Raw genomic sequence first — 22,541 nt, 5'->3', positions numbered from 1 at the left:
TCGGGAGCAGCCGAGCAAGCTCGGCTCTACAAGGCGTCCTTCAATACTTCCAGCCCATCTTGCGATAGAACTTGGACAGCACCCAGATCGGTCCGATCAACAAGTAGATCAGGTCGGTGAAGAAGCTGGGCTTCTTGCCTTCGATCTTGTGGCCGATGAATTGCGCGATCCACGCCAACACGAATACGGCGATGGCGATGTACAACAGATTCTGCAAACCGACGCTTTGTTCCAGCAGCCGGCACAGGCACCCCATGGTGAAAAACACCACCAGCATGCCGTAGCCGATGGGTCGCGAGAGGCGGTTGTAGAACATCCAGGTGGCGAACATGGCCAGCGCCGCCCACACCCCGCTCTTGAACAGCGTGCCGAACACGGGAATGCACCACATGAAAGCCACTACCGACCAGAGAATCGCAGGTACGGCGAACACGTGGATCAGTTGGTTGGTTTCGTTCTGGTGATCGCCGGAGTAGCTGTGGAACCAGCGGTCGATGGGGCGTTGTACCGACGCATTCATACATCCCTCCCGAGGATCAGTGCGCTAGGGTATGGAGCATAGCCGATTGGGGCTGGCGTTTCCGGGATGCCGGGCGCTAGTGGGCCGTAGATTTGGAAAACAGCTGGATTACCGCCACACCGGCCACGATCAGGCCGATACCCAGCAGGGCCGGGGCATCCAGCGGCTGCTTCATCCACAACCAGCCGATACCGGCGATCAGCACGATGCCCACGCCCGACCAGATGGCGTAGGCCACGCCCATCGGTACCGTTTTGAGCACCAGAGACAGGAAGTAGAACGCCACCCCGTAGCCCAGCGCCACGACCAGGCTGGACAGCGGTTTAGTGAAACCTTCGGAATACTTCAAGGCGCTGGTGGCGATGACTTCGGCCAGGATAGCGATGCCGAGATAGAGATAGCCTATTTTCATCTTTCAATCTCTTCGGATTCGATTCCCAGCCGCCTGCGGAGTAAACGTAACCAAGTAGGGCGGGCACTGCCCGCCGAGCCTTTGGCGAGTCAAACGCTGGCGGGCAGTGCCCGCCCTACTTACCCCAAGGTTATTTTTACTCGACCACTATTCCCGCCAGCTTCTGCAGCGCCTCTGCGTATTTGGCGCGCGTGCGCTCGATCACTTCCGCCGGCAACCTTGGCCCCGGCGCGGTCTTGCCCCAGTCCAGCGTCTCCAGATAGTCGCGCACGAACTGCTTGTCGTAGCTGGGCGGGCTGGTGCCCACTCCGTACTCGTCGGCCGGCCAGTAGCGCGAGGAATCCGGCGTCAGCATCTCGTCCATCACGTACAGGCGGCCGTCGGCATCGGTGCCGAACTCGAACTTGGTGTCGGCCAGCAGGATGCCGCGCTGGGCGGCGTAATCGGCGGCGAAGGAATAGATGCGCAGGGTCGCATCGCGCACGCGTTCGGCCAGCTCCGGTCCCACGGCCTTGACCATGGTGTCGAAGTCGATGTTCTCGTCATGGTCGCCCACCGCCGCTTTGGTCGAAGGGGTGAAGATGGGCTCCGGTAGTTTCTCCGCCTGGCGCAGGCCGTCGGGAAGAGCGATGCCGCTGACCGCGCCGGTACGCTGGTAATCCTTCCAGCCGCTGCCGATCAGGTAGCCGCGCGCGATGGCTTCCACCGGTACCGGCTTCAGGCGCTTGGTGACCACGCTGCGCTTGGCGTACAGCGCCGGATCCACGCCTGCGGGCAATACCGAAGCCACATCGATGCCGGTCAGATGATTGGGCAGCAGGTGGGCGGTCTTCTCGAACCAGAAATTGGAGATCTGGCAGAGCATCTCGCCCTTGCCGGGAATCGGGTCCGGCAGCACCACGTCGAACGCGCTCAGGCGGTCGGTGGCGACCATCAACAAGTAGTCTCCCGAAGGCGCATCGGCGGGCAGGCGCTCGCGCGGCAGGTCGAAAACATCCCGTACTTTGCCGCGATGGCGCAGCGTCAGGCCGGGCAGATCGGATTGAAGCAGGGTAGTGGGCATGGAGCCTGGGTCCGCCGGATGAAAGGGAGCAGGCCGCCTAGTTTACGGCGCGCGGGCGCCGCCGTGCCGTAAAATGCAGGTAATACGGGAACAGGGCCGCCGATGAACCGCTGGTACGGAAAACTGCTGGGCCTGATCGCCGGCGCTTTGCTGTTCCGCCCCAATCCCGTTTTTGGTGCGCTGATAGGCCTGATCATCGGCCATGCCTTCGACCAGGACTGGTTCAAACTGAGCCGGGACAACCCCTATCGCATCTTCAACCTGACCAGCGAAGCCAGCGATGCGGAAATCGACCAGGCCTACCGCCGGCTGATTTCCCAGTACCACCCGGACAAGATGACCGGCGCGGCCGCCGATCTGCGCCGCCAGGCCGAAAAGAAGGCCGGCGAAATCAACGCCGCCTACGACCGCATCAAGAAGCTGCGCAAGCGCTGACCTCCACACCGGATCGCCAACGGAAGCCCTCCATGTCCGACTGCATCATCGCCCCGTCCATCCTCTCCGCCGATTTCGCCCGCCTGGGCGAGGAAGTGGACAACGTGCTGAAGGCCGGCGCCGACTGGGTGCACTTCGACGTGATGGACAACCATTACGTGCCCAACCTGACCATCGGCCCGCTGGTCTGCAGCGCGCGGCGCAAGCACGGGGTGACCGCCCCGATCGACGTGCACCTGATGGTGAAGCCGGTGGACCGCATCGTTCCCGACTTCGCCGAGGCCGGCGCCACGCTGATCAGCTTCCACCCGGAGGCCAGCAACCACGTGCACCGCACCATCCAGCTGATCAAGTCGCATGGGTGCAAGGCCGGGCTGGTGCTGAACCCGGCCACGCCGGTCGATGCGCTGGACTGGGTGCTGGAAGACCTGGACATGGTGCTGCTGATGTCGGTCAATCCGGGATTCGGCGGGCAGGCCTTCATTCCTTCGGCGCTGGACAAACTGCGGGCGGTGCGGAAAAAAATCGATGCGACCGGCAAGGCCATCCGCCTGGAAATCGATGGCGGAGTGAAGGCCGACAACATCGGCGAAATCGCGGCCGCCGGCGCCGATACCTTCGTGGCCGGTTCGGCCATCTTCAATGCGCCGGACTACCGGCAGGTGATCGCCAGCATGCGTGCGGCGGTCGCGGCCTCGGGCCGGTAAGGTCCCATAGAAAGGGGACGGAAAGCCTTCGCCCCCCGTCCCCGGAAAATTGGAGGCTTATCCTGCCTCCGCCAGTCGTCCCTGCTATGGCCTATCACGCTAAACGTCGCAAATGACGGGGTGATGACAGCAGGGAAGGGAAAAAGCCGCCGCCTCGGGTTAAAGTACCCCTCGTGACCACACAGACCCTCTCCCGCGCCCTTTCTTCCGCTCGCCCCAGCTGGCGATGGTGGCCTGTTGCCGTCGTCCGCCTGACTCCCGCGATTCGGAAGGAAACCTGTTTTGATCACGCCCCAGCAATTCCAGCAGCACGCTGAGCAAAGCCATACCCCCGGCTCCTACACCCGTGTCCCCGTGGTGCGCGAAGTGCTGTCCGACCTGGACACGCCGCTTTCGGTCTACCTGAAGCTCGCCGACGCCCCGCACACCTACCTGCTGGAATCGGTGGAAGGCGGCGAGCGCTTCGGCCGTTATTCCATCATCGGTCTGCCCGCCAGGCGCGTGGTCACTTTCCGCGGCCACGCCATGGAAATCCGCGACCATGGCCAACTGGTCGAATCGCGCCAGGTGGACGATCCCTTCGCCGAAGTCGAAGCGCTACGCTCCGAACATTCGGTGCCCAAGCTGGAAGGCCTGCCTGGTTTCACCGGCGGACTGGTCGGCTGGTTCGGTTTCGAGTGCATCGGCTATATCGAGCCGCGCCTGGCCGGTGGCGACAAGCCGGACGAGCTGAACACGCCCGACATCCTGCTGATGCTGTCCGAAGAACTGGCCGTCTTCGACAACCTCAAGGGCCGCCTGTACCTCATCGTCCACGCCGATCCGCGCGAAGCCGACGCCTGGGAAAACGCGCAATCGCGTCTGGACGCACTGACCACCAAGCTGCGCCAGCCCGGTTCGTACCCAGCGCCGATCACTCGCAACGTGCTGGACGAAAGCCATTTCGTTTCCGGCTTCACCCGTGACGGTTTCATCGCGGCCGTCGAGAAGTCCAAGGAATACATCCGCGCCGGCGACATCTTCCAGGTGGTGCTGTCGCAGCGCCTCAGCGTGCCGTTCCATGCGCGCCCGGTGGATGTGTACCGGGCGCTGCGTGCGCTCAATCCCTCGCCGTACATGTATTTCCTGGACGTGGGCGATGTGCAGGTGGTGGGTTCGTCGCCTGAAATCCTCGTTCGTCTTGAACATAACGATAAAGGCGAGAGCGAAGTCACCGTGCGTCCCATCGCCGGCACGCGCCCGCGCGGGCACACGCATGCGGAAGACCTGGCGCTGGAAGCCGAACTGCTGGCCGACCCCAAGGAGCGCGCCGAACACCTGATGCTGATCGATCTGGGCCGCAACGATGCGGGCCGGGTATCGGAAGCGGGCACGGTGCAGGTGGGCGAGCAATTCGTGATCGAACGCTACAGCCACGTCATGCACATCGTCAGCGAGGTCACCGGCAAGCTGCTGCCGGGCCTGAGCTATGCGGACGTGTTGCGCGCTACGTTCCCGGCCGGCACGGTCAGCGGCGCGCCCAAGATCCGCGCGCTGGAAGTGATCCGTGAGCTGGAGCCGATCAAGCGCAACGTCTACGCCGGCAGCATCGGCTACATCGGCTGGCACGGCGATGCGGATACGGCCATCGCCATCCGTACCGCGGTGATCAAGGATGGGCGGCTGCATGTACAGGCGGGGGCGGGGATCGTCTATGACTCGGATCCGGAGAAGGAGTGGGACGAGACGATGAACAAGGGCAGGGCGTTGTTCCGCGCGGTGGCGGAAGCGGCGAAGGGGTTGTGATGGAAGATCCGGTATTGCAAACCCCGTCGGCCAGGTCGAGCCGTTCGATGCAGGGAGGCGCTCCGAAAGCGGACCGCCCGCTATCGACCCGCTCATCTCCAGGAGATCGCCCCATGACTTTCAAGACCGCAGGACTGCTGTTGCTTTCGTTATTGGCAACCGACGCATTCGCGCAAGTGAACGCTCTGCCGCCGACCCGCCATATCCTGGTTTACGGCGACGCGCAGGCGCGCGCCATCCCCGACCGCTTCAAGATCTCGCTGAATTTCGAGGCGGTCGACCTGGCGCCGGAGGTTGCGCGGCAGCGCGTCGAAGCCGATGTGAAGGAAGTGCTCAGCCAGTTGAAGGCGGCAAACGTGACAGAAGGCGGGGTCGTGGCGACTTCGCTGCAGATCGGGCCGCGCCATCGTTACGACCAAAGCAAGCAAGATCAGGTTTTCATCGGAACGGGCGTTGCCAGATCGCTTACCGCGAGATTCGCCAGACAGTCCGATCTGCAGACATTTCTTGCCAGTATCAAGACGTCCAAGGAGCTGACGATCTCGGCGGTTACGACCGAGCTGTCCGATGAGCAGAAACTGCGCGCCGCGCTTCGTCAGAAAAGCATCGAATCTTCGCGTGAAAAGGCCGAGGTGATCGCCAAGGCTTATGGGGCGAGAATCGCGGGCGTATACAGCGTCTCCGATGTGGCGCCGCAATTCCAATACGGTATCCAGGAAGGAAACTGGCCTGCGCTGTACCAGTGGAGAGTGTCCGACGGCTTTGGATCCCTCGACCGCATCCAGGTGACCGGTAGTCGTATGGATCGCGCCGCCGCCGCCCCCGAGTCCTTGCAAACGGGCTATGTATCTTTCGATGACAAGATCTACGCAGTATTCCTGCTGGCGGACTAATTCATGCTTCTGATGCTCGACAACTACGACAGCTTCACCTACAACCTCGTGCAGTACCTGCAATCGCTGGGTGCCGAGGTCAAGGTGGTGCGCAACGACGCGCTGACGGTGGACGAGATCGAAAAGCTCGCCCCCGAGCGCATCGTCATTTCGCCCGGTCCGTGCACGCCCAACGAAGCGGGCGTATCGCTGGAGCTGATCGAACGCATGGGCCAGCGCACGCCTATCCTGGGCGTGTGCCTGGGCCACCAGAGCATCGGCCAGGCCTACGGCGGCGACGTGATCCGCGCCAAGACCATCATGCACGGCAAGACCTCGCGCATCCGCCACCAGGGCAAGGGCGTGTTCGCCCACCTGCCCGACGCCTATGAAGCCACGCGCTACCATTCGCTGGTGGTGGATCGCGGCACGTTGCCCGACAGCCTGGAGATCATCGCCTGGACCGAACTGGAAGACGGCTCGTTCGAGGAAATCATGGGCCTGCGGCACAGGCAGTTCCCGGTGCAGGGCGTGCAGTTCCACCCCGAGTCCATCCTGACCGAACATGGACATGCACTACTGAAGAATTTCCTTGAGGGATAATCCCGCATAACCTCGCCCCCATGTAGGAGCGGGCCCTGCCCGCGACGCCCCAGGCGCGATGCACGAAAAGCGTCGCGGGCAGGGCCCGCTCCTACAGAGAACATGACATGCCTTTGACTCCCCAAGAAGCCCTGCAACGCACCATCGAGCATCGCGAGATCTTCCACGACGAGATGGTGGACCTGTTCCGCCTGATCATGCGCGGAGAAGTCTCGCCGGTCATGACTGCGGCCATCCTCACCGGGCTGCGGGTGAAGAAGGAGACCATCGGCGAGATCGCCGGCGCGGCCACGGTGATGCGCGAGTTCTCCCGCACGGTGGACGTGCCGGACAAATCGCACTTGGTCGACATCGTCGGCACCGGCGGCGACGGTTCCCACACTTTCAATATCTCCACCGCCTCGATGTTCGTCGCCGCGGCGGCGGGCGCCAAGGTGGCCAAGCACGGCAACCGCAGCGTGTCGTCCAAATCCGGCAGCGCCGATGTGCTGGAAGCGCTGGGCGCATCCATCGAACTGGAACCCGAGCAGGTCGCCCAGTCCATCGCCAGCACCGGCATCGGCTTCATGTTCGCGCCGGTGCACCACCCGGCGATGAAAGTGGTCGCCCCGGTGCGCCGCGAGATGGGCGTGCGCACCATCTTCAACATCCTGGGCCCTCTGACCAATCCGGCCGGCGCGCCGAACATACTGATGGGCGTGTTCCACCCCGATCTGGTCGGCATCCAGGCGCGCGCGCTGCACGAACTGGGCGCCGAGCGCGCGCTGGTGGTGTGGGGCCGCGACGGCATGGACGAACTCTCGCTGGGTGCGGCTACTCTGGTCGGCGAATTGCGCAACGGCGTGGTCACCGAGTACGAGCTTCATCCGGAGGATTTCGGCATCGCCATGTCGGCCAGCCGCAATCTGCGCGTGGCCGATGCGGCGGAATCGAAGGCGATGCTGCTGGGCGTGCTGGACAACCGGCCCGGCCCGGCGCGTGAGATCGTAGTGTTGAACGCGGGCGCTGCGTTGTATGTCGCCGGTGTCGCTGACTCCATCGAGGCGGGGATCGAGATGTCGCGCGAGGTCATCACCACCGGTGCGGCGCTGGCCAAGCTGGAGGAGTTCGTGGCGACGACCAGGAGACTGGTTCAGTGAATAAGGTACAGACGCAATTCTTCAGACCGTCATTCCCGCGAAGGCGGGAATCCAACGACTTTGCTTTTGCAGTTAAAGTTAATCGAGAAGGGCGAAAGTCGCTGGGTTCCCGCCTTCGTGGGAATGACGGCTGAGAGATATGCATATGAATGATGGGTTCGCACAACTTCCCAAGCCACCGTACTACGCGGTGATCTTCTCCTCGCAGCGCAATGCGCACGACGAGGAAGGCTACGGCAGCACCGCGCAGCGCATGGTCGAGCTGGCGCGTGAGCAGCCGGGGTTCCTTGGCGTGGAGTCCACGCGTGGCGCCGACGGCTTCGGCATAACCGTGGCTTACTGGGAAAGCGAGGAATCCATCCTGGCTTGGCGGCGGCACGCCGAACATGCCGCCGCGCGCGAGCGAGGACGCAGCGACTGGTACGACCATTTCGAGTTGCGCGTTGCCAAGGTGGAACGTGCATATGGGTGGGACAGGCAGTAGGTCACCCCCTCCCTTGCGAAGCAGGGGAGGGTTGGGGAGGGGTTGCTCTTGATCTTGCTCCTGGGCTTCCGACATTCCGCCAAGAGCAACCCCCTCCCAACCTCCCCCTGCTTCGCAAGGGGAGGGGCATAAAACAGGACTTTGAATGAGCGACATCCTCAACACCATCCTCGCCCGCAAGGCCGAAGAAATCGCCGAACGCAGCGTCCGCGCGCCGTTGGCCGAAGTGGTCGCGCGCGCGAACGATGCTTCGCCTGTACGCGGTTTCGCCGATGCCCTGCACGAGCGTATCGTCACCGGCGACGCAGCGGTGATCGCCGAGATCAAGAAGGCCAGCCCGTCCAAGGGCGTGATCCGGCAGGATTTCCGGCCGGCCGAAATCGCCATGAGCTACGAGTTCGGCGGCGCGGCCTGCCTGTCGGTACTGACCGACGTGGATTTCTTCCAGGGCGCCGACGCCTACCTGCAGCAGGCGCGCGACGCCTGTACCCTGCCGGTGCTGCGCAAGGATTTCACCATCGACCCTTACCAGGTATATGAAGCGCGCGCGCTGGGCGCCGACTGCATCCTGCTGATCGTCGCTGCGCTGGACGACAGCCAGCTGGTCGACCTTTCGGGCCTGGCCATGCAGCTGGAAATGGATGTGCTGGTGGAAGTGCACGACATAGACGAACTGGAACGCGCGCTGCAGGTGCCGGTGCCGTTGATCGGCATCAACAACCGCAACCTGCGCACCTTCGAAGTGTCGCTGGACAATACGCTGGCGATGAAGGACGCGGTGCCCAAGGACCGCCTGCTGGTCACCGAGAGCGGGATAGTCGTAGCCGACGATATCGCCCGGATGCGCGCGGCCGGCGTGCATGCGTTCCTGGTCGGCGAGACTTTCATGCGCGCCGATGAACCGGGCGAGGCGTTGCGTCAGTTATTCTTCCCTTATGAGTGAAGCTGCACAGAAATTCCCGACGCCGCGCGACGAAGCGCCGGTAGTGGTGTTCGATTTCGACCACACCCTGTACGACGGCGACTCCTTCAGCCACGTACTGGGCTGGCTGTTGAAGCGCAACCCGTTGCGGATCCTGGTCGCGCTGCTGGCGACGCCGCTGCTGGGGCCGATGGTCGCGTTCCTGCCGACGAGGCGCCGCGGCATCACCGGCTATGTCTGGATCGGTACGTTCGGTTTGCATGGACGCCGCAGCTTCGATTCCATGATCGACCTGTATGTGGCCACGCACCAGGTAGAAATCCGCCAACGCCTGCTGCCGATCGCTTTGGAAGTGCTGCGCGGACACCGGGCATCGGGCGACCGCGTGGTCATCGCCACCGGCGCGCCGCCGGAGCTGGCACGCGCCATCCTGGCCTGCGTCACCCACCAGGACGTGCCGGTGATCGGCACCGCAGTCGGTCCGCGCTTCGGTGCGATGGGCGCCCGGCGTCATTGCCACAACGAAGAAAAAGTCCGGATGCTGCAGGAACGCGGCTATGGCGAGATCGCCGTGGCCTATTCCGACAGCAGCGCGGATCTGCCGTTGCTGCAGGCCGCGCGCGCGCCGGTGGTGGTGAATCCCAAGGCCAAGCGCGTGGCGATGTTCCGGAGCGCGTTGCCCCCGGGGACGCCGATCCTCAACTGGGGATGCAAGGACCGCGCTGGGGATCCGGTCGCCTCGCCCTTATAGGGTGGGCCCTGGCCCACCATTGCGGCGCGGTACGGTTGCCTTGCTCTGTTCGCGACTTGCCATCGCAAGCGTGAAGATGGCAATGGCGGGCCAGGGCCCACCCTATGTCAATCGCGGGGTTTGGCCTTCCAGTCCAGGATGAGGTCGTGGAAATCGTGTTCGGCGAAATCGCGGAACTCGCCGGCGTCGTAGAAGCGCCCGTAGCAGTTCTTGCAGCTCTCGAACCAGATATGCGGCTGCTGCGGATCGACCATGCGGATCAGCGGCCGTTTGCCGGCGCAGACCGGACAGTCGATGTGGTCGATCTCGTTGGTGGCCTCGCCGCGTCGCGCGTCGCCTGTGTCGATTTCTTCGGCGTAGTCCTTCAAGCGCTCGTAATCGCCCATGTCGAACCACAGGCCTTTGCATTCGGTGCAGCGCTGGGCGTGCCAGGCCAAATGAGTGACGCGTTCCATCGTGCCGGCGCACTTGGGGCATTGCATGCAGGGGACCTCAGTAGGATGACGGCGCGAAGATACCCGAGTTGCCCAAGCGCAAGCGAGAGGCGCCCCCTGTAGGAGCGGGCCCTACCCGCGACGCTTTTCCCTACAGGGTTCAGGAAAGAGCGTCGCGGGCAAGGCCCGCTCCTGCAAGAGCAAGCGCTGGCGATCAGGCAAAGAAAAGGCGGGCCGAAGCCCGCCTGTTCCAATCCCCAAACTGGTGCTTTCAACGCGTGCCGTACAGCACCACCGTCTTGCCGCGGGCATGCAGCACGCCATCGGCCTGCTGCTTCTTCAGTACGCGGCCGGCCATCTCGCGCGAGCAGCCGACCAGGCGGGCCAGCTCCTGCCGGGAAACGCGCAGCTGGGTGCCTTGCGGGTGGCTCATGGCTTCCGGCTCGCGGGCCAGGTCGTGCAGGGTGCGGACGATGCGGTCGGTGACGTCCAGGAAGGCCAGGCGGCTGGCTTTCCTGCTGGTATCCAGCAGCCGGCGCGAAAGCTGCGATCCGATGGAGTAAAGCAGGCGCGGCGCGTCGGCGACCAGGGTGCCGGCGAACAGCTGGTGCAGGCGCTCATAGCTGATTTCGGCCAGTTCGCACTGCGTACGGGTACGCAGGATCACTTCGCGGCGGTCGGACTCGATGAACAGGCCCATCTCGCCGACGAATTCGCCGGCCCCGAAATAGCCCAGCACCAGCTCGCGGTCGTCCTCTTCCTCGGTGATGATGCTGACCGAGCCACTGACCACGTAGTAAAGGGTGCCGGCCGGGTCGCCCGGGCGGAACACGTCCGCCCGCGCCGGGTACCGGCGGCGATGGCAGTGGGCCAGGAAGCGTTCGATAGTGGCGGCATCGGGCGTCAGGGGGCTGGACGCGATGCGCGCAGGGTTGGAAATGGGTGTACCTAGGCTCATTCGGGGGAATTCAAATGTGAGTTCTGCAAGCTTAGTCTGAATATGTACGCAACGGCAAACCCCGGCCAGATGGACATTTCGCTGTCACCCCGTTTGCCGCATAATCGCGCCCCTCGCCGCTTCCCCCAGAGGGATCACCGCCGTGGTCAAACCACTCCCGCGTCTCAGGCTCCAGGGTTTCAACAACCTCACCAAGGCGCTGAGTTTCAATATCTATGACGTCTGCTACGCGGTCTCGGAAGAGGAGCGCCAGCGCTACATCGCCTATATCGACGAGGAATACAACGCCGACCGGCTGACCCAGATCCTGACCGATGTGGCCGAGATCATCGGCGCCAACATCCTCAACGTGGCCCGTCAGGACTACGATCCGCAGGGCGCCTCGGTGACCATCCTGATTTCCGAGGAGCCGGTGATCGACAAGAAGCTGGCCGGCAAGGAGATCATCTCCGACGCGGTGGTCGCGCACCTGGACAAGAGCCACATCACCGTCCATACGTACCCGGAAACGCATCCGCAGCACGGCATCGCCACCTTCCGCGCCGACATCGACGTGGCCACCTGCGGCGTGATCTCGCCGCTGAAGGCGTTGAACTACCTGATCGAAAGCTTCGAGTCGGACATCGTGGTGGCCGACTACCGCGTGCGCGGCTTCACCCGCGACGTGAAGGGCAAGAAGCACTACATCGACCACAAGATCAATTCCATCCAGGACTTCCTGGCCAAGAACATCAAGTCGCGCTACGAGATGTTCGACGTCAACGTCTACCAGGAAAACATCTTCCACACCAAGATGCACCTGAAGGACTTCGACCTGGACCAGTACCTGTTCGAGGAAAAGGCCAAGAACCTGTCGTTCAAGGAACGCATGAAGATCGAAGCGCTGCTCAAGCGCGAGATCGAAGAGCTGTTCCACGGGCGCAACCTGGTCGAATAGGCCGGGTTACGCGGGATTCGGGAACTCCCCGTTATCCTGCATGCCATCACACACAAAGGCGGGACGACCCGCGCGCAGGAATCCATTGCCTGCACTACCAAGACCGACGGCGGTCCGTGGCGAAAGCCACGGGCCGTTTTTCGTTTCACGCACCCGTTCGAGGAGAACGACATGTCCTGGATCTATCTGCTGCTCGCCGGCGTTTTCGAGATCGGCTTCGCCATAGGCCTGAAATACACCGAAGGCTTCACCCGTCTGTGGCCCAGCGTGGGTACCGTGGTTTCCGCAGCGATAAGCCTGTGGCTGCTGACCCAGGCGTTGCGCACCATTCCGGTGGGCACCGCTTATGCCATCTGGACCGGCATTGGTGCGGTGGGCGTGGCCACGCTGGGCTTGCTGCTGTTTTCCGAAAGCGCTTCGCCTGCGCGGTTGCTGTGCATCGCGTTGATCATCAGCGGTGTGATCGGCCTCAAGCTAACCTCGGCATAGGGCCGTCGTAGGAGCGACGCGAGTCGCGAAACCGTTGATGCTCAATTGCCAAGAGTTTCGCGACTCGCGTCGCTCCTACCTAACAAAGGCACTGGGCCTCAGAGCCGGTAAGCCACGGCTTTCATGAAGTTGGAGGCGGCGGTCATCAGCGCCGGGATGGGCTGCGGCAGAACCCGCGCGCCCGCTTGTTCGGCGTGTTCGGCGTGGCGGGCCTCGTCGGCCTTCATCACTTTGATGATCTCCCTGCTGCGTAGGTCCGCTTCGGGCAGGGTCTGCAGGTGCTCGTCCAGGTGCGCCTCGACCTGGTGCTCGGTTTCCACCACGAAACCCAGATTCCAGCCATCGCCGCGCAAGCCGGCCAGCACGCCCAGTGAGTAGCTGCCGGCGTACCAGAACGGGTTGAACAGGCTGGGGCGGCTGTCCAGCTCTTCCAGGCGGTCCGCGCACCAGGCCAGGTGGTCGGTCTCTTCCTGGGCGGCTTCCAGCAGTTGTTCCCGGGTCTGCGGGTCGCGTGCCACCGCGGCCTGGCCGAAGTAGAGTCCTTGGGCGCAGACCTCGCCCACATGGTTGATGCGCATCAGGCCGGCGGCATGGCGGCGCTCTCTGGCGTCCAATTCCACGTCGGCGGTGTCGGCGGCCGGGTTGGGTCGGCGGGCCAGGGGTTTGCCAGCCAGGGTGCCGAGGGCGTTCTGGGCGTCGACCAGCAGCCGGTCGAGGGGGGAAAGGGCTCGGGAAGTCATATGCCCCATTGTGCCGGGCTTGCCCCTGGGGCGGTAGGTCGGCTCCCATATGCCAAGTGCGGGGCAGGCTCTACATGGCCGACGCGCCGGGCGTTCGGGGTGCTGGACGCGCAGGCGTCGGGGACGTAGCCCCGACCTACGAGGTTGCAATGCGGCACGGCGGTACGTACAATCCCGCCTCTTTCGTTCCGCCCTTACAACGCGTGGCAAAGTTCCGCCGGGAGTTTTCGGCGCAATCAGCCCGACCAAACAACATCGAGCTCCTTCATGAATACGTTTAGCGCCAAGTCCGAGACCGTCCAGCGCGACTGGTACCTCGTCGACGCCACAGGCAAGACCCTGGGTCGCCTGTCCACCGAGCTGGCCCGCCGCCTCCGCGGCAAGCACAAGCCCGTCTACACCCCGCACGTGGATACCGGCGATTACCTGGTGGTGATCAATGCCGAAAAGATCCACGTGACCGGCAACAAGCTGGCCGACAAGAAGTATCACCGCTTCACCGGCTATATCGGCAACCTGAAGACCGAAACACTGGGCCAGGCGCTTGAGCGCCACCCCGAGCGCGTCATCGAGATTGCCGTCAAGGGCATGCTGCCCAAGAACACCCTGGGCCGCGAGATGTACCGCAAGCTCAAGGTCTACGCAGGCCCCAATCACCCGCACGCCGCCCAGCAGCCGCAAGTCCTGGATATCTGATCATGGCAATTACCCAGAATTACGGCACCGGCCGTCGCAAGTCCTCCACCGCCCGCGTGTTCCTGCGCAAGGGCACCGGCAACATCACCGTCAACGACCGTCCGCTGGACGAGTTCTTCGGCCGTGAAACCGCGCGCATGATCGTGCGCCAGCCGCTGGAGCTGACCAAGAACACCGAAAGCTTCGATATCAAGGTCACCGCCTCCGGCGGCGGCACCACCGGCCAGGCCGGCGCCATCCGCCTGGGCATCGCCCGCGCGCTGGTGGAGTACGATGAAACGCTGAAGACCGAACTGCGCAAGGCCGGTTTCATGACCCGCGACGCCCGCGAAGTCGAGCGCAAGAAGGTCGGTCTGCACAAGGCACGCCGCGCCACCCAGTTCTCGAAGCGTTAATAGCAGGCTTCAAAGCAATACTGCCCCGTCGCCAAGCGGTAAGGCACCTGACTCTGACTCAGGCATTCGGTGGTTCGAATCCATCCGGGGCAGCCACTTCAAGGTCGCAAGCAGCACACGCGGAGACAAGCGAAACGTCTCCGCAGCAGAAGCCCGCCCCGTGCGGGTTTTTGCGTTTCTGGTCGATGTCGTCGGGAGTGAATTGATCCATGGTCGCCACCTTTCTTCCCCCTTTCACCGAACCGGGCGCGCTGCTGCCGCAGTTGCGGGAGCGCGGCTATGCGGTGCTTACGCCCGCCGCCGTCCAGACGCTGTGCGCGCTGGAAGCCGGCGCGCTGGACGCATTGAAGCCGGCCTGGGAAGACCTGCAACCCGACCGCTATCTCAAGGACGGCGGCAGCTATCGCAAACGCCGTCATTCCTGTTTCGTGTCCGACCATGGGCGCCTGACCCAGGCGCCGCACCGCGCGCATTGGCAGTCGGTGGAATACAACGCGCTGCACGGCGGCATGCGCCGCTGGTTCGAACCGGTGCAGGCCGATACCGTCGCGCAGCCGGCCTGGGGCAAGCTGCTGCAGGGCCTGGCCGAAGTCTGCACCGCGTTGAAGGGCCCCCAGCCGTGGTTCGTGGAAGCGCACCAGTTCCGCATCGATACCGCCGATGGGATCGGCCGTCCCACCCCGGAAGGCGCGCATCGCGACGGCGTGGATCTGGTGGCCGTGCTGCTGGTGGGGCGCCATGGAATCAGCGGCGGCGAAACCCGCGTATTCGACGCCAACGGCCCCGATGGCCAGCGTTTCACCCTGACCGAGCCGTGGACGCTGATGCTGCTGGACGATGCGCGCGTGATCCACGAATCCACGCCGATCCGGCCGATGGGCGACTATGGTTACCGCGATACCCTGGTGCTGACCTACCGCGCCGGCAGTTTCCAGGGCGACGAATAAAACTCGCCACCGGTTTGTAGAGCCGAGCTTGCTCGGCTTGCTCCTCGCGGAGATCAAAAGCAGCCGAGCAAGCTCGGCTCTACAAGGAAGCAGGCGGCAATCTATTTAGTTACAATTGAAACAAATGAGTCGTTCGCATAGCTATCGGAGATTCGGATGAAACTGGGTTCATTGAAGGAAGGCGGCCGCGACGGCACCCTGATCGTGGTTTCGCGCGACCTCGCGCGCGCGGTGCGGGCCACCGGCATCGCCTCGACCCTGCAGGCCGCGCTGGAGGACTGGTCCAATCTGGCCCCGCGCCTCAACGCGCTGTCCGAATCGCTGGACAGCGGCGATGCCGACGGCGTGTTCGAGCTGGATTTCAACGCACTGGCCGCGCCGCTTCCGCGCGCCTACGAATTCGTCGACGGCAGCGCCTATCTTCCGCATGTCGAACGCGTGCGACGCGCGCGCGGGGCCGAAGTGCCCGAGAGCTTCTACACCGATCCGCTGATGTACCAGGCCACCAGCGCCGGCTTCTACGGCCCACGTGACCCGGTGCGCGTGGTCAGCGAGGACTACGGCATCGACCTGGAAGCCGAGATCGTGGTGGTCACCGACGACGTGCCGATGGCGGTGACGCCGGAACAGGCCGCCGCGCACATCCAGCTGATCGGTCTGGTCAACGACGTGTCGCTGCGCAACCTGATTCCTGGGGAATTGAACAAGGGTTTCGGCTTCCTGCAGTCCAAACCGCGTTCGGCGCTGTCGCCGGTGTTCGTCACTCCCGACGAACTTGGCGCGAGCTGGCGCGACAACAAGGTGCACTTGCCGCTGCTTACGCACATCAACGGCGAATGGTTCGGCGCGCCCGAAGCCGGGGTCGACATGCAGTTCGATTTCGCGCAACTGGTGGCGCATGCGGCCAAGACCCGGCCGTTGGTCGCCGGCACCATCGTCGGTTCCGGCACCATCGCCAACGAGGACACTTCGAAGGGCGCCTCGTGCTTTGCGGAGAAGCGCACGGTGGAGACGCTCAGGGACGGCAAACCCAGTACGCCTTTCATGAAATTCGGCGATGTGGTCCGGATTGAAATGAAAAATAGTGATGGAAGTCACATATTCGGCGCGATTGAGCAGCGGATCGAACAGCAGCCCTTGCCCTGAACGCCGGCGCGGGCGCAAATGTGGTCACAGTGGTCCCGCAGGCTTGAACCCATGCAGCTACGCGCACCCTCCATCGCCTTGAACCATGGGGTCAGCTACGGATGAGCGAGCAACTGCGTCTGTATTCCTACTGGCGGTCCAGCGCGGCCTATCGCGTGCGCATTGGCCTGAACCTGAAAGGCCTGAGCTACGAAACCTTGCCGGTGCACCTGCTCCGCGACGGCGGCGAACAGCATCGGCCCGACTATGTGGAGATGAATCCGCAGCAGATGGTGCCCACGTTGTTGCACGGCGTACGCGTGATCCGCCAGTCGCTTGCGATCCTGGAATATCTGGACGAAGCCTGGCCCTCGCCGCGCTTGTTGCCGATGACCGCACGCGACCGCGCCCGGGTACGCAGCCTGGCGCAACTGGTGGCTTGCGACATCCATCCGCTCAACAATCTGCGCGTGTTGCGCTATTTCGAACACACCTGGCGGGTGCCGCAGTCCGAGCGCGACGACTGGGTCAAGCATTGGATCGTCGAGGGCTTCGCCGCGATGGAAGCACTGCTGGAAGGCGATCCGGCCACAGGGACGTACTGCCACGGGCAGACGCCGGGGCTGGCCGATTGCTGTCTGATCCCGCAGGCGTTCAACGCGCGCCGCTTCGGCGTGGACATGGCGGCGTTCCCGACCATTTCCCGCATCGAGAAAGCCTGCCTGGAGCTGCCGGCCTTCACCGAGGCGCAGCCGGACAAACAGCCGGACGCGCAGCAGCAGATCGCCTAGCCGAGCAAGTCTGGCAATTCCACATTTCCTGCACAGCGGCCTCCCCTTTGGAAAAGGGGGATTGAGGGGGATTTGCTTTTCGCGCGGCGCAAGAAGGATCCAGAGCAAATCCCCCCGTAGCTCCCTTTTCCAAAGGGGGCAAAGCAAGAGCGCTCTACGGCCTCAACCGAAACCCTGAGTGATCCGCGGCGAGCTGCCGGACGACGCCGAATCGTAATCGGCATAAGGGTCGTGTTCGCCGCTGCTGCCTTCGGACAAGCGGAATTTCAGCGCCAGACCGTCGCGCGAATCGGCTGCGCGCAGCGCTTCTTCCTGCTCGATACGGCCTTCCTTGACCATCCGGAACAGGCACTGGTCGAAGGATTCCATGCCGTCCTCAAGCGAAGCTTCCATGGCCGACTTGATCTCGTGTACCTGGCCGCGGCGCAGCAGGTCGCGGATCATCGGCGTGTTGATCAACACCTCGGCCGCCGGCAGGCGACGACCGTCCACGCCCTTGACCAGGCGCTGCGACACCACCGCGCGCAGGTTCAGCGCCAGGTTCATCAGCACGTTCTTGTGCGCGGTTTCGGGGAAGAAGTTGAGGATGCGCTCGATGGTCTGGTCGGCGTTGTTGGAGTGCAGCGTGGCCAGGCACAGGTGGCCGGTTTCGGCGAAGGCGATGGCCGCTTCCATGGTGGTGGCGTCCAGGATCTCGCCGATCAGGATCACGTCCGGCGCTTCGCGCATCGCGTTCTTCAGCGCATTGTGGAAGGCGTGCGTGTCCAGGCCCACTTCGCGCTGGTTGACGATGGACTGCTTGTGCTTGTGCAGGTATTCGATCGGATCCTCGATGGTGAGGATGTGGCCGGTGGTGGTGCTGTTGCGGTGGTCGATCATCGAGGCCAGCGAGGTGGACTTGCCCGAACCGGTGGAGCCGACCAGCAGCACCAGCCCGCGCGGGGTCATGATGATGTCCTTCAGCACCTGCGGCAGGTTCAGCTCTTCGATGGAAGGGATCACGCTGCGGATCGCGCGGATCACCATGCCCACTTCGCCGCGCTGCTTGAACACGTTGATGCGGAAGCGGCCGGCGTCCTGCAGGGCCAGGGCCATGTTCAGTTCCAGTTCGCGCTCGAAGATCGGCACCTGGCCTTCGTCCATCAGCGAATAGGCGATCTTCTTCACCATGCCGGCGGGCAGGCCGGTATTGCCCAGCGGATACAGCTTGCCTTCGATCTTGATGTAGACCGGCGCCCCGGTGGTCAAAAACATGTCCGAGGCGTTCTTTTCCGTCATCAGCTTCAGGAAGTAGCCGATATCCATGTGCGATGTTCCCCAACATTGGCGCCGCACCGTTGCAAGTGCGACGCAGGCTTCCGACAATGGCCGCGCATTCCCCTTACGCCACGGCACTCCTATGCATCGTAGCTTCGCACAATTCCGCCGATTCCTGTGTGTGATGGTTGGCGCATTCGTGCTGCTGGCCGGGTTCGCCGTACCGTTGCAGGCCCAGGTGGCGGCCATGCCGGAGCTGGCCGCCGCGCAGCAGGCGGTCAATCGCGCCGACCAGGCCGATGCCGACCAGTACGCCCCCGAGCTGCTGAATTCGGCGCGCAGCGCATTGGCCCAGGCGCAAGCCGCCGCCGCCACGCGCCGCGATCGCAAGCTGGCGCCCGAGCTCGCCGCGCGCGCCAGCGCCGATGCCGATCTGGCCCGCGCGCGCAGCAACGAAGCGGTGGCCAACGCGCAGGTGCAGCAAAGGCGCCAGGAAATCGGCGAACTTCAGCGCACGCTGGGGGAGGGCGCGCGATGAGCACCAATGCGATGAGCGCCAAGATGCTCGCCTGCGCGCTGTTGCTGGCTTCGTTGCCGGGGCAAGCGGCCGAACGCCCCGAAGTGATCGCGTTGAACCAGCGTTTGGTCGCATTGCAGTCCGACCCGCAGCTGGCCGAATTCGCCGCCTACGAAAAACTGCAGGCGCAGCAAGCCGTGGCCGTGCTGGCCAAGGCGCGCGGCAAGCAGCGCGACGGCGCGTTGTATCTGGCCGACCGTCGCGTCGAAATCGCCGAAACCGCCGCCCGCGCCGAAGCGGCGCGGCGCGAGGCCGACCGGCTCGACCGCACCCGCAGCGAGTTGCTGGTGGAAGCCAGCCGCCGCGACGCTGCGCGCGCGCGGCAGGAAGCCGAACGGCTGCGCGTACAGGCGCAGATCCAGGCCGAAGAGACCGAACGCCTGCGCCTGGCCGCCGAGGCCGAGACGCTGGCCCGCCAGGATGCCGAGGACATGCTGAGCTCGGTTGCCGGCCAGCAGACCGCCAAGCTCAGCGCCGCGCGCCAGAAAGAAGCGCGGCTGGCCCGTCAGGAAGCCGAATTGATGTCCGGTGCCAAGCTGCCGGCTTCCAGATTCGAGGACCGGGGCGAGGTGTTCACCTTGGCCGCTTCGGCGTTCAATGCCGGCCAAGCGAAGCTTTCCAGCGCCGGTTCCGCCAGCGTTTCCGCGCTGGCCGCCTACCTGCAGGCCAATCCCAAGGCCAAGGCCAGGATCGAAGGCTTCGGCGACAAACAGACCCCTGGCCAGCGCCGCGCCGATGCGGTCCGCGACGCTCTGCTGGCGGCTGGGATTCCCAAGGCCAGGATTCAATCGACAGGGAAGGGCGAGGGCAGCAAAAGCCGTGCCGTCGATGTGGTGATTGCGCAGTAGAAAATAGTTTTAAAACAATGGGTTGCACCTGTTTTGTTGCGTTCCCGGGCTCCCGCGCTGTCGTCTGTCTTTTCCAATCCGATCAAGCACTTGGAAAGAGGGTTGCCGGGCCCGGTTTCGAAGAGTAGGGTCGTATACCCAAGCGACCCCCATCGCTTGGCTCACCGGAGGATCGAGCCGATGACGCTGACCCACAACCCAGAGGACCCCACGCCAGGCCGACAGGTCAGTGCGGGTGATTCCGGGGAATGCGCAGCCCGCCGCCGCCCGATATTCCGCTCCCAAGCCAACGCCCCGTGCCTGCAAAGGTCGGGGCGTTCGTATTTCCGCTGAAGGAGGTTACGAAATGTTCGAAGGACAACCGCAAACCGAAATCGACGCACTTATGAAGGCCGACCCCGAGTTCAAGCAGCTTTACCAGCGACACCGCGAGCTGAACAAGAAGGTGACCGATGCCGAGCTGGGCGTCCTGCCCATCGACGACACCACACTGGGTCAGATGAAACGCGAGAAACTCGCTGCGAAAGAACGACTTATACGAATCTACGACGCCAAACCCCACTGACGTCTCCCCCGCCGTTCCATTGTCGCGGGCGGCGACAGCCTCCTCGTCGGCTGTCGCCGTCCGCGTCACTCGAAACATGAAAGCCTGCGAAGCGATTCGCAGGCTTTTTTGTGGCGCGAACGAACTTTCGAGCAAGCCATCTCCGTCATAGTCCTCATAGTCGTCATCCCAGCGGTTTTCAACAGCGCAGCTGGTCAAGCTGGAAGTGCTCTTCAACAGCTGAATGGCTGGTCATCCATCTTGATCTTGCTTTGTCTTTTTGCCGTCGGCCCGCGAAGCAGGAACCGCTCCCGGCTTTTCTTTTCCCTCTCCCCTCAAAGGTCAAAAGCGTTTCGCGCTACGCGCGAGTCACTTTTCTTTGAACGGCAAAGAAAAGTAACCAAAAGAAAGCCGCCCTACGGCGCGCCCAGCGATGAAGCCGCTGGGTCCGCAAGCGGATCGGGAATTTCCGGAAGGCACATCCATGTGCCGTCCGGAAACGGCGCATCTCCTATGCGCCGCCCTTCGGGTTTATCCCGATCCGCTTGCCGCCCCTCACGGGTTCGATGGAGCAAAGCTTTTAAAACCTGTCCGCGTCGAGCAGTGCGATAATCCGGTCCCTTCCAAGCCGCACGTGAGCGCCTTTCCGCATGGCCATCCATTCTTCTGTCCTGGAACTCATCGGCGAAACGCCCATCGTCAAGGCCCAGCGCCTGGATGCGGGCCTGTGCGAGCTGTACCTGAAGCTGGAAAGCGCCAACCCGGGCGGTTCGATCAAGGACCGTATCGGCATGTCCATGATCGAGGCGGCCGAGCAGCGCGGCGACCTCAAGCCGGGCGCGACCCTGGTGGAAGGCACCGCCGGCAATACCGGCATCGGCCTGGCCCTGGTGGCGCAGCAGAAGGGCTACAAGCTGGTGCTGGTGGTGCCGGACAAGATGAGCCGGGAGAAGATCTTCAACCTCAAGGCCATGGGCGCCGAGGTCATCCTGACCCGTTCGGACGTGGCCAAGGGCCATCCCGAGTACTACCAGGACCTGGCTGCGCGCATCGCCAACGAAACCCCGGGCGCCTATTTCATCAACCAGTTCGGCAATCCCGACAATCCGGCCGCGCACGAGTTCGGCACGGGCCCGGAAATCCTGCGGCAGATGGACGGGCAGCTGGACGCCGTGGTGTTCGGCTGCGGCAGCTCCGGCACCATGACCGGCCTGTCGCGCGCTTTTGCCGAACATGCGCCGGATGTGGAGCTGATATTGGCCGACCCGGTCGGTTCCATCCTCACCCAGTACATCAACGAGGGTACGATCAGCGAGAAGTCGGGCAGCTGGATGGTGGAAGGCATCGGCGAGGACTTCCTGCCGCAGATTTCCGACTTCACCCGGGTGAAAAAGGCTTATTCCATCAGCGACAAGGAAAGCTTCCTGACCGCGCGCGAATTGCTGGCCAAGGAGGGCGTCCTGGGCGGCTCCTCGACCGGCACCCTGCTGGCGGCGGCATTGAAATACTGCAAGGAGCAGACCACGCCCAAGAAGGTGCTGGTATTCGTCTGCGACACCGGCAACAAGTACCTGTCGAAGATGTACAACGACTACTGGATGCTGGACAACGGTTTCATCGAACGCGCCCAGCATGGCGACCTGCGAGACCTGATCCTGCGCCCGTACAGCCAGAAGGACACCGTGGTGGTCAGCCCGACCGACCTGCTGACCACCGCCTACCAGCGCATGAAGTTGTACGACGTCTCACAATTGCCGGTGATGGAGGGCGAAAAGCTGGTCGGCATCGTCGACGAAAGCGACGTGTTGCTGCACGTCTACGGCGACGAAGCCCGTTTCCGCGATCCGGTTTCCACCGCCATGGTCAGCAAGCTGGACCGGCTGGACATGAAGTCGCCCATCGAGGCGCTGCTACCGGTATTCGACCGCGGCCAGGTCGCCATCGTCACCGATGGGGAGGCCTTTCTGGGCCTGATCACCCGTATCGACCTGCTGAATTTCCTGCGGCGCCGGGTTCAATAAGTCGCAGTCCGAAATGAGACGGCCGTGTCCCTTTCCTCGCATGGACGATTGGTTAAGGCCCAGCTGCTAAAATCGCCGGCTGTCTAAAA

General features: G+C 63.6%; 27 protein-coding genes and 1 tRNA gene. 21 read left to right on the top strand and 7 right to left on the bottom strand.

Translation table 11 applies throughout. The features are described from left to right. Positions 1-40 precede the first annotated feature (40 nt). From CSC73_RS16910 to CSC73_RS16900, 3 genes are all read right to left on the bottom strand, one after another. Positions 41-520, bottom strand: coding sequence for an Mpo1 family 2-hydroxy fatty acid dioxygenase (locus CSC73_RS16910; RefSeq protein ID WP_163842807.1), 480 nt, complete (start codon positions 518-520; stop codon positions 41-43). 76 nt (positions 521-596) lie between these two features. Continuing rightward, positions 597-932 carry a DMT family transporter gene (locus CSC73_RS16905; RefSeq protein WP_163842804.1) on the bottom strand — a complete coding sequence of 112 codons (336 nt, stop codon included), beginning with the start codon at positions 930-932 and terminating at the stop codon, positions 597-599. Between the two features lie 136 nt (positions 933-1,068). Beyond that, positions 1,069-1,995, bottom strand: a complete 927-nt coding sequence (locus tag CSC73_RS16900) for a phosphoribosylaminoimidazolesuccinocarboxamide synthase (protein ID WP_163842802.1) — start codon at positions 1,993-1,995, stop codon at positions 1,069-1,071. A 102-nt stretch (positions 1,996-2,097) separates the two neighbouring features. On the opposite strand from CSC73_RS16900, the gene CSC73_RS16895 reads away from it, so the two are divergent. The 9 genes from CSC73_RS16895 to CSC73_RS16855 all read left to right on the top strand — a co-directional run bounded on the left by CSC73_RS16895 (position 2,098) and on the right by CSC73_RS16855 (position 9,693). Continuing rightward, entirely contained in the window at positions 2,098-2,430 is a 333-nt protein-coding gene (locus CSC73_RS16895; protein WP_163842799.1) for a J domain-containing protein, read from the top strand. A 32-nt stretch (positions 2,431-2,462) separates the two neighbouring features. Next, positions 2,463-3,137, top strand: coding sequence for a ribulose-phosphate 3-epimerase (gene rpe / locus CSC73_RS16890; protein WP_163842796.1), 675 nt, complete (start codon positions 2,463-2,465; stop codon positions 3,135-3,137). Positions 3,138-3,419: 282 nt separating this feature from the next. Beyond that, on the top strand, positions 3,420-4,922 hold the full coding sequence (gene trpE / locus CSC73_RS16885) for an anthranilate synthase component I (protein WP_163842794.1): 1,503 nt from the start codon (positions 3,420-3,422) through the stop codon (positions 4,920-4,922). 113 nt (positions 4,923-5,035) lie between these two features. Next, positions 5,036-5,815 carry an SIMPL domain-containing protein gene (locus CSC73_RS16880; protein ID WP_163842792.1) on the top strand — a complete coding sequence of 260 codons (780 nt, stop codon included), beginning with the start codon at positions 5,036-5,038 and terminating at the stop codon, positions 5,813-5,815. Between the two features lie 3 nt (positions 5,816-5,818). Then, entirely contained in the window at positions 5,819-6,397 is a 579-nt protein-coding gene (locus CSC73_RS16875) for an anthranilate synthase component II (protein WP_163842789.1), read from the top strand. Between the two features lie 107 nt (positions 6,398-6,504). After that, the gene (trpD, locus tag CSC73_RS16870; protein WP_163842785.1) at positions 6,505-7,536 is read left to right on the top strand and encodes an anthranilate phosphoribosyltransferase; all 1,032 of its coding nucleotides are present in this window, start codon (positions 6,505-6,507) and stop codon (positions 7,534-7,536) included. 145 nt (positions 7,537-7,681) lie between these two features. Then, positions 7,682-8,020 (top strand): antibiotic biosynthesis monooxygenase family protein, encoded by a 339-nt coding sequence (locus tag CSC73_RS16865; protein ID WP_163842783.1) that lies wholly within the window; start codon positions 7,682-7,684, stop codon positions 8,018-8,020. Between the two features lie 145 nt (positions 8,021-8,165). Further along, complete coding sequence (trpC, locus tag CSC73_RS16860; RefSeq protein WP_163842780.1) at positions 8,166-8,963, top strand: indole-3-glycerol phosphate synthase TrpC; 798 nt, start codon at positions 8,166-8,168, stop codon at positions 8,961-8,963. After that, complete coding sequence (locus CSC73_RS16855) at positions 8,956-9,693, top strand: HAD-IB family phosphatase (protein WP_163842777.1); 738 nt, start codon at positions 8,956-8,958, stop codon at positions 9,691-9,693. Before trpC ends, CSC73_RS16855 begins: the two co-directional genes overlap by 8 nt. A 107-nt stretch (positions 9,694-9,800) precedes the next feature. Here the strand turns inward: CSC73_RS16855 and CSC73_RS16850 are convergent, their stop codons facing one another. Together CSC73_RS16850 and crp are read right to left on the bottom strand one after the other, a co-directional pair. Next, positions 9,801-10,175 carry a TFIIB-type zinc ribbon-containing protein gene (locus CSC73_RS16850; protein WP_163842774.1) on the bottom strand — a complete coding sequence of 125 codons (375 nt, stop codon included), beginning with the start codon at positions 10,173-10,175 and terminating at the stop codon, positions 9,801-9,803. Positions 10,176-10,398: 223 nt separating this feature from the next. Continuing rightward, positions 10,399-11,085 (bottom strand): cAMP-activated global transcriptional regulator CRP, encoded by a 687-nt coding sequence (gene crp / locus CSC73_RS16845; protein WP_163842771.1) that lies wholly within the window; start codon positions 11,083-11,085, stop codon positions 10,399-10,401. A gap of 142 nt (positions 11,086-11,227) precedes the next feature. Here crp and speD point away from each other — a divergent pair, with 142 nt between their 5' ends. Together speD and sugE are read left to right on the top strand one after the other, a co-directional pair. Further along, complete coding sequence (speD, locus tag CSC73_RS16840; protein ID WP_093286533.1) at positions 11,228-12,022, top strand: adenosylmethionine decarboxylase; 795 nt, start codon at positions 11,228-11,230, stop codon at positions 12,020-12,022. A gap of 171 nt (positions 12,023-12,193) precedes the next feature. Beyond that, the gene (gene sugE, locus CSC73_RS16835; RefSeq protein ID WP_163842768.1) at positions 12,194-12,511 is read left to right on the top strand and encodes a quaternary ammonium compound efflux SMR transporter SugE; all 318 of its coding nucleotides are present in this window, start codon (positions 12,194-12,196) and stop codon (positions 12,509-12,511) included. Between the two features lie 98 nt (positions 12,512-12,609). On the opposite strand, the gene coq7 is transcribed toward sugE, so the two are convergent. Continuing rightward, complete coding sequence (coq7, locus tag CSC73_RS16830) at positions 12,610-13,251, bottom strand: 2-polyprenyl-3-methyl-6-methoxy-1,4-benzoquinone monooxygenase (protein ID WP_163842765.1); 642 nt, start codon at positions 13,249-13,251, stop codon at positions 12,610-12,612. A 267-nt stretch (positions 13,252-13,518) separates the two neighbouring features. Here coq7 and rplM point away from each other — a divergent pair, with 267 nt between their 5' ends. The 6 genes from rplM to maiA all read left to right on the top strand — a co-directional run bounded on the left by rplM (position 13,519) and on the right by maiA (position 17,205). Next, complete coding sequence (gene rplM / locus CSC73_RS16825) at positions 13,519-13,947, top strand: 50S ribosomal protein L13 (protein WP_093286536.1); 429 nt, start codon at positions 13,519-13,521, stop codon at positions 13,945-13,947. A 2-nt stretch (positions 13,948-13,949) separates the two neighbouring features. Next, a complete protein-coding gene (rpsI, locus tag CSC73_RS16820) occupies positions 13,950-14,342 on the top strand; it encodes a 30S ribosomal protein S9 (RefSeq protein ID WP_163842762.1) in 393 nt (130 codons plus the stop codon). 21 nt (positions 14,343-14,363) lie between these two features. Then, positions 14,364-14,438 (top strand) — tRNA-Gln (locus tag CSC73_RS16815). 113 nt (positions 14,439-14,551) lie between these two features. Continuing rightward, entirely contained in the window at positions 14,552-15,289 is a 738-nt protein-coding gene (locus tag CSC73_RS16810; RefSeq protein WP_163842760.1) for a 2OG-Fe dioxygenase family protein, read from the top strand. Between the two features lie 156 nt (positions 15,290-15,445). Beyond that, positions 15,446-16,435: a fumarylacetoacetate hydrolase family protein gene (locus tag CSC73_RS16805; RefSeq protein WP_163842757.1), complete on the top strand. Its 990-nt coding sequence runs from the start codon at positions 15,446-15,448 to the stop codon at positions 16,433-16,435. Positions 16,436-16,536: 101 nt separating this feature from the next. After that, on the top strand, positions 16,537-17,205 hold the full coding sequence (gene maiA / locus CSC73_RS16800) for a maleylacetoacetate isomerase (RefSeq protein WP_163842754.1): 669 nt from the start codon (positions 16,537-16,539) through the stop codon (positions 17,203-17,205). Positions 17,206-17,367: 162 nt separating this feature from the next. Here the strand turns inward: maiA and CSC73_RS16795 are convergent, their stop codons facing one another. Continuing rightward, positions 17,368-18,510: a PilT/PilU family type 4a pilus ATPase gene (locus tag CSC73_RS16795; RefSeq protein WP_163842751.1), complete on the bottom strand. Its 1,143-nt coding sequence runs from the start codon at positions 18,508-18,510 to the stop codon at positions 17,368-17,370. Between the two features lie 94 nt (positions 18,511-18,604). Between CSC73_RS16795 and CSC73_RS16790 the strand changes: the two genes are divergently transcribed. The 4 genes from CSC73_RS16790 to CSC73_RS16775 all read left to right on the top strand — a co-directional run bounded on the left by CSC73_RS16790 (position 18,605) and on the right by CSC73_RS16775 (position 22,452). After that, positions 18,605-19,000, top strand: coding sequence for a DUF4398 domain-containing protein (locus tag CSC73_RS16790; RefSeq protein WP_163842748.1), 396 nt, complete (start codon positions 18,605-18,607; stop codon positions 18,998-19,000). Next, entirely contained in the window at positions 18,997-19,887 is an 891-nt protein-coding gene (locus CSC73_RS16785) for an OmpA family protein (protein WP_163842745.1), read from the top strand. Before CSC73_RS16790 ends, CSC73_RS16785 begins: the two co-directional genes overlap by 4 nt. A gap of 346 nt (positions 19,888-20,233) precedes the next feature. Then, entirely contained in the window at positions 20,234-20,452 is a 219-nt protein-coding gene (locus CSC73_RS16780; RefSeq protein ID WP_093286560.1) for an HP1242/YdcH family protein, read from the top strand. Between the two features lie 629 nt (positions 20,453-21,081). Continuing rightward, positions 21,082-22,452 (top strand): pyridoxal-phosphate dependent enzyme, encoded by a 1,371-nt coding sequence (locus CSC73_RS16775; RefSeq protein ID WP_163842742.1) that lies wholly within the window; start codon positions 21,082-21,084, stop codon positions 22,450-22,452. Positions 22,453-22,541 lie beyond the last annotated feature (89 nt).

The organism is Pseudoxanthomonas sacheonensis (genome assembly GCF_010093305.1).
GTDB lineage: Bacteria > Pseudomonadota > Gammaproteobacteria > Xanthomonadales > Xanthomonadaceae > Pseudoxanthomonas_A > Pseudoxanthomonas_A sacheonensis.
The sequence above is the reverse complement of the archived record's forward strand: the minus strand, read 5'-3'. Positions and strand labels throughout refer to the sequence as shown.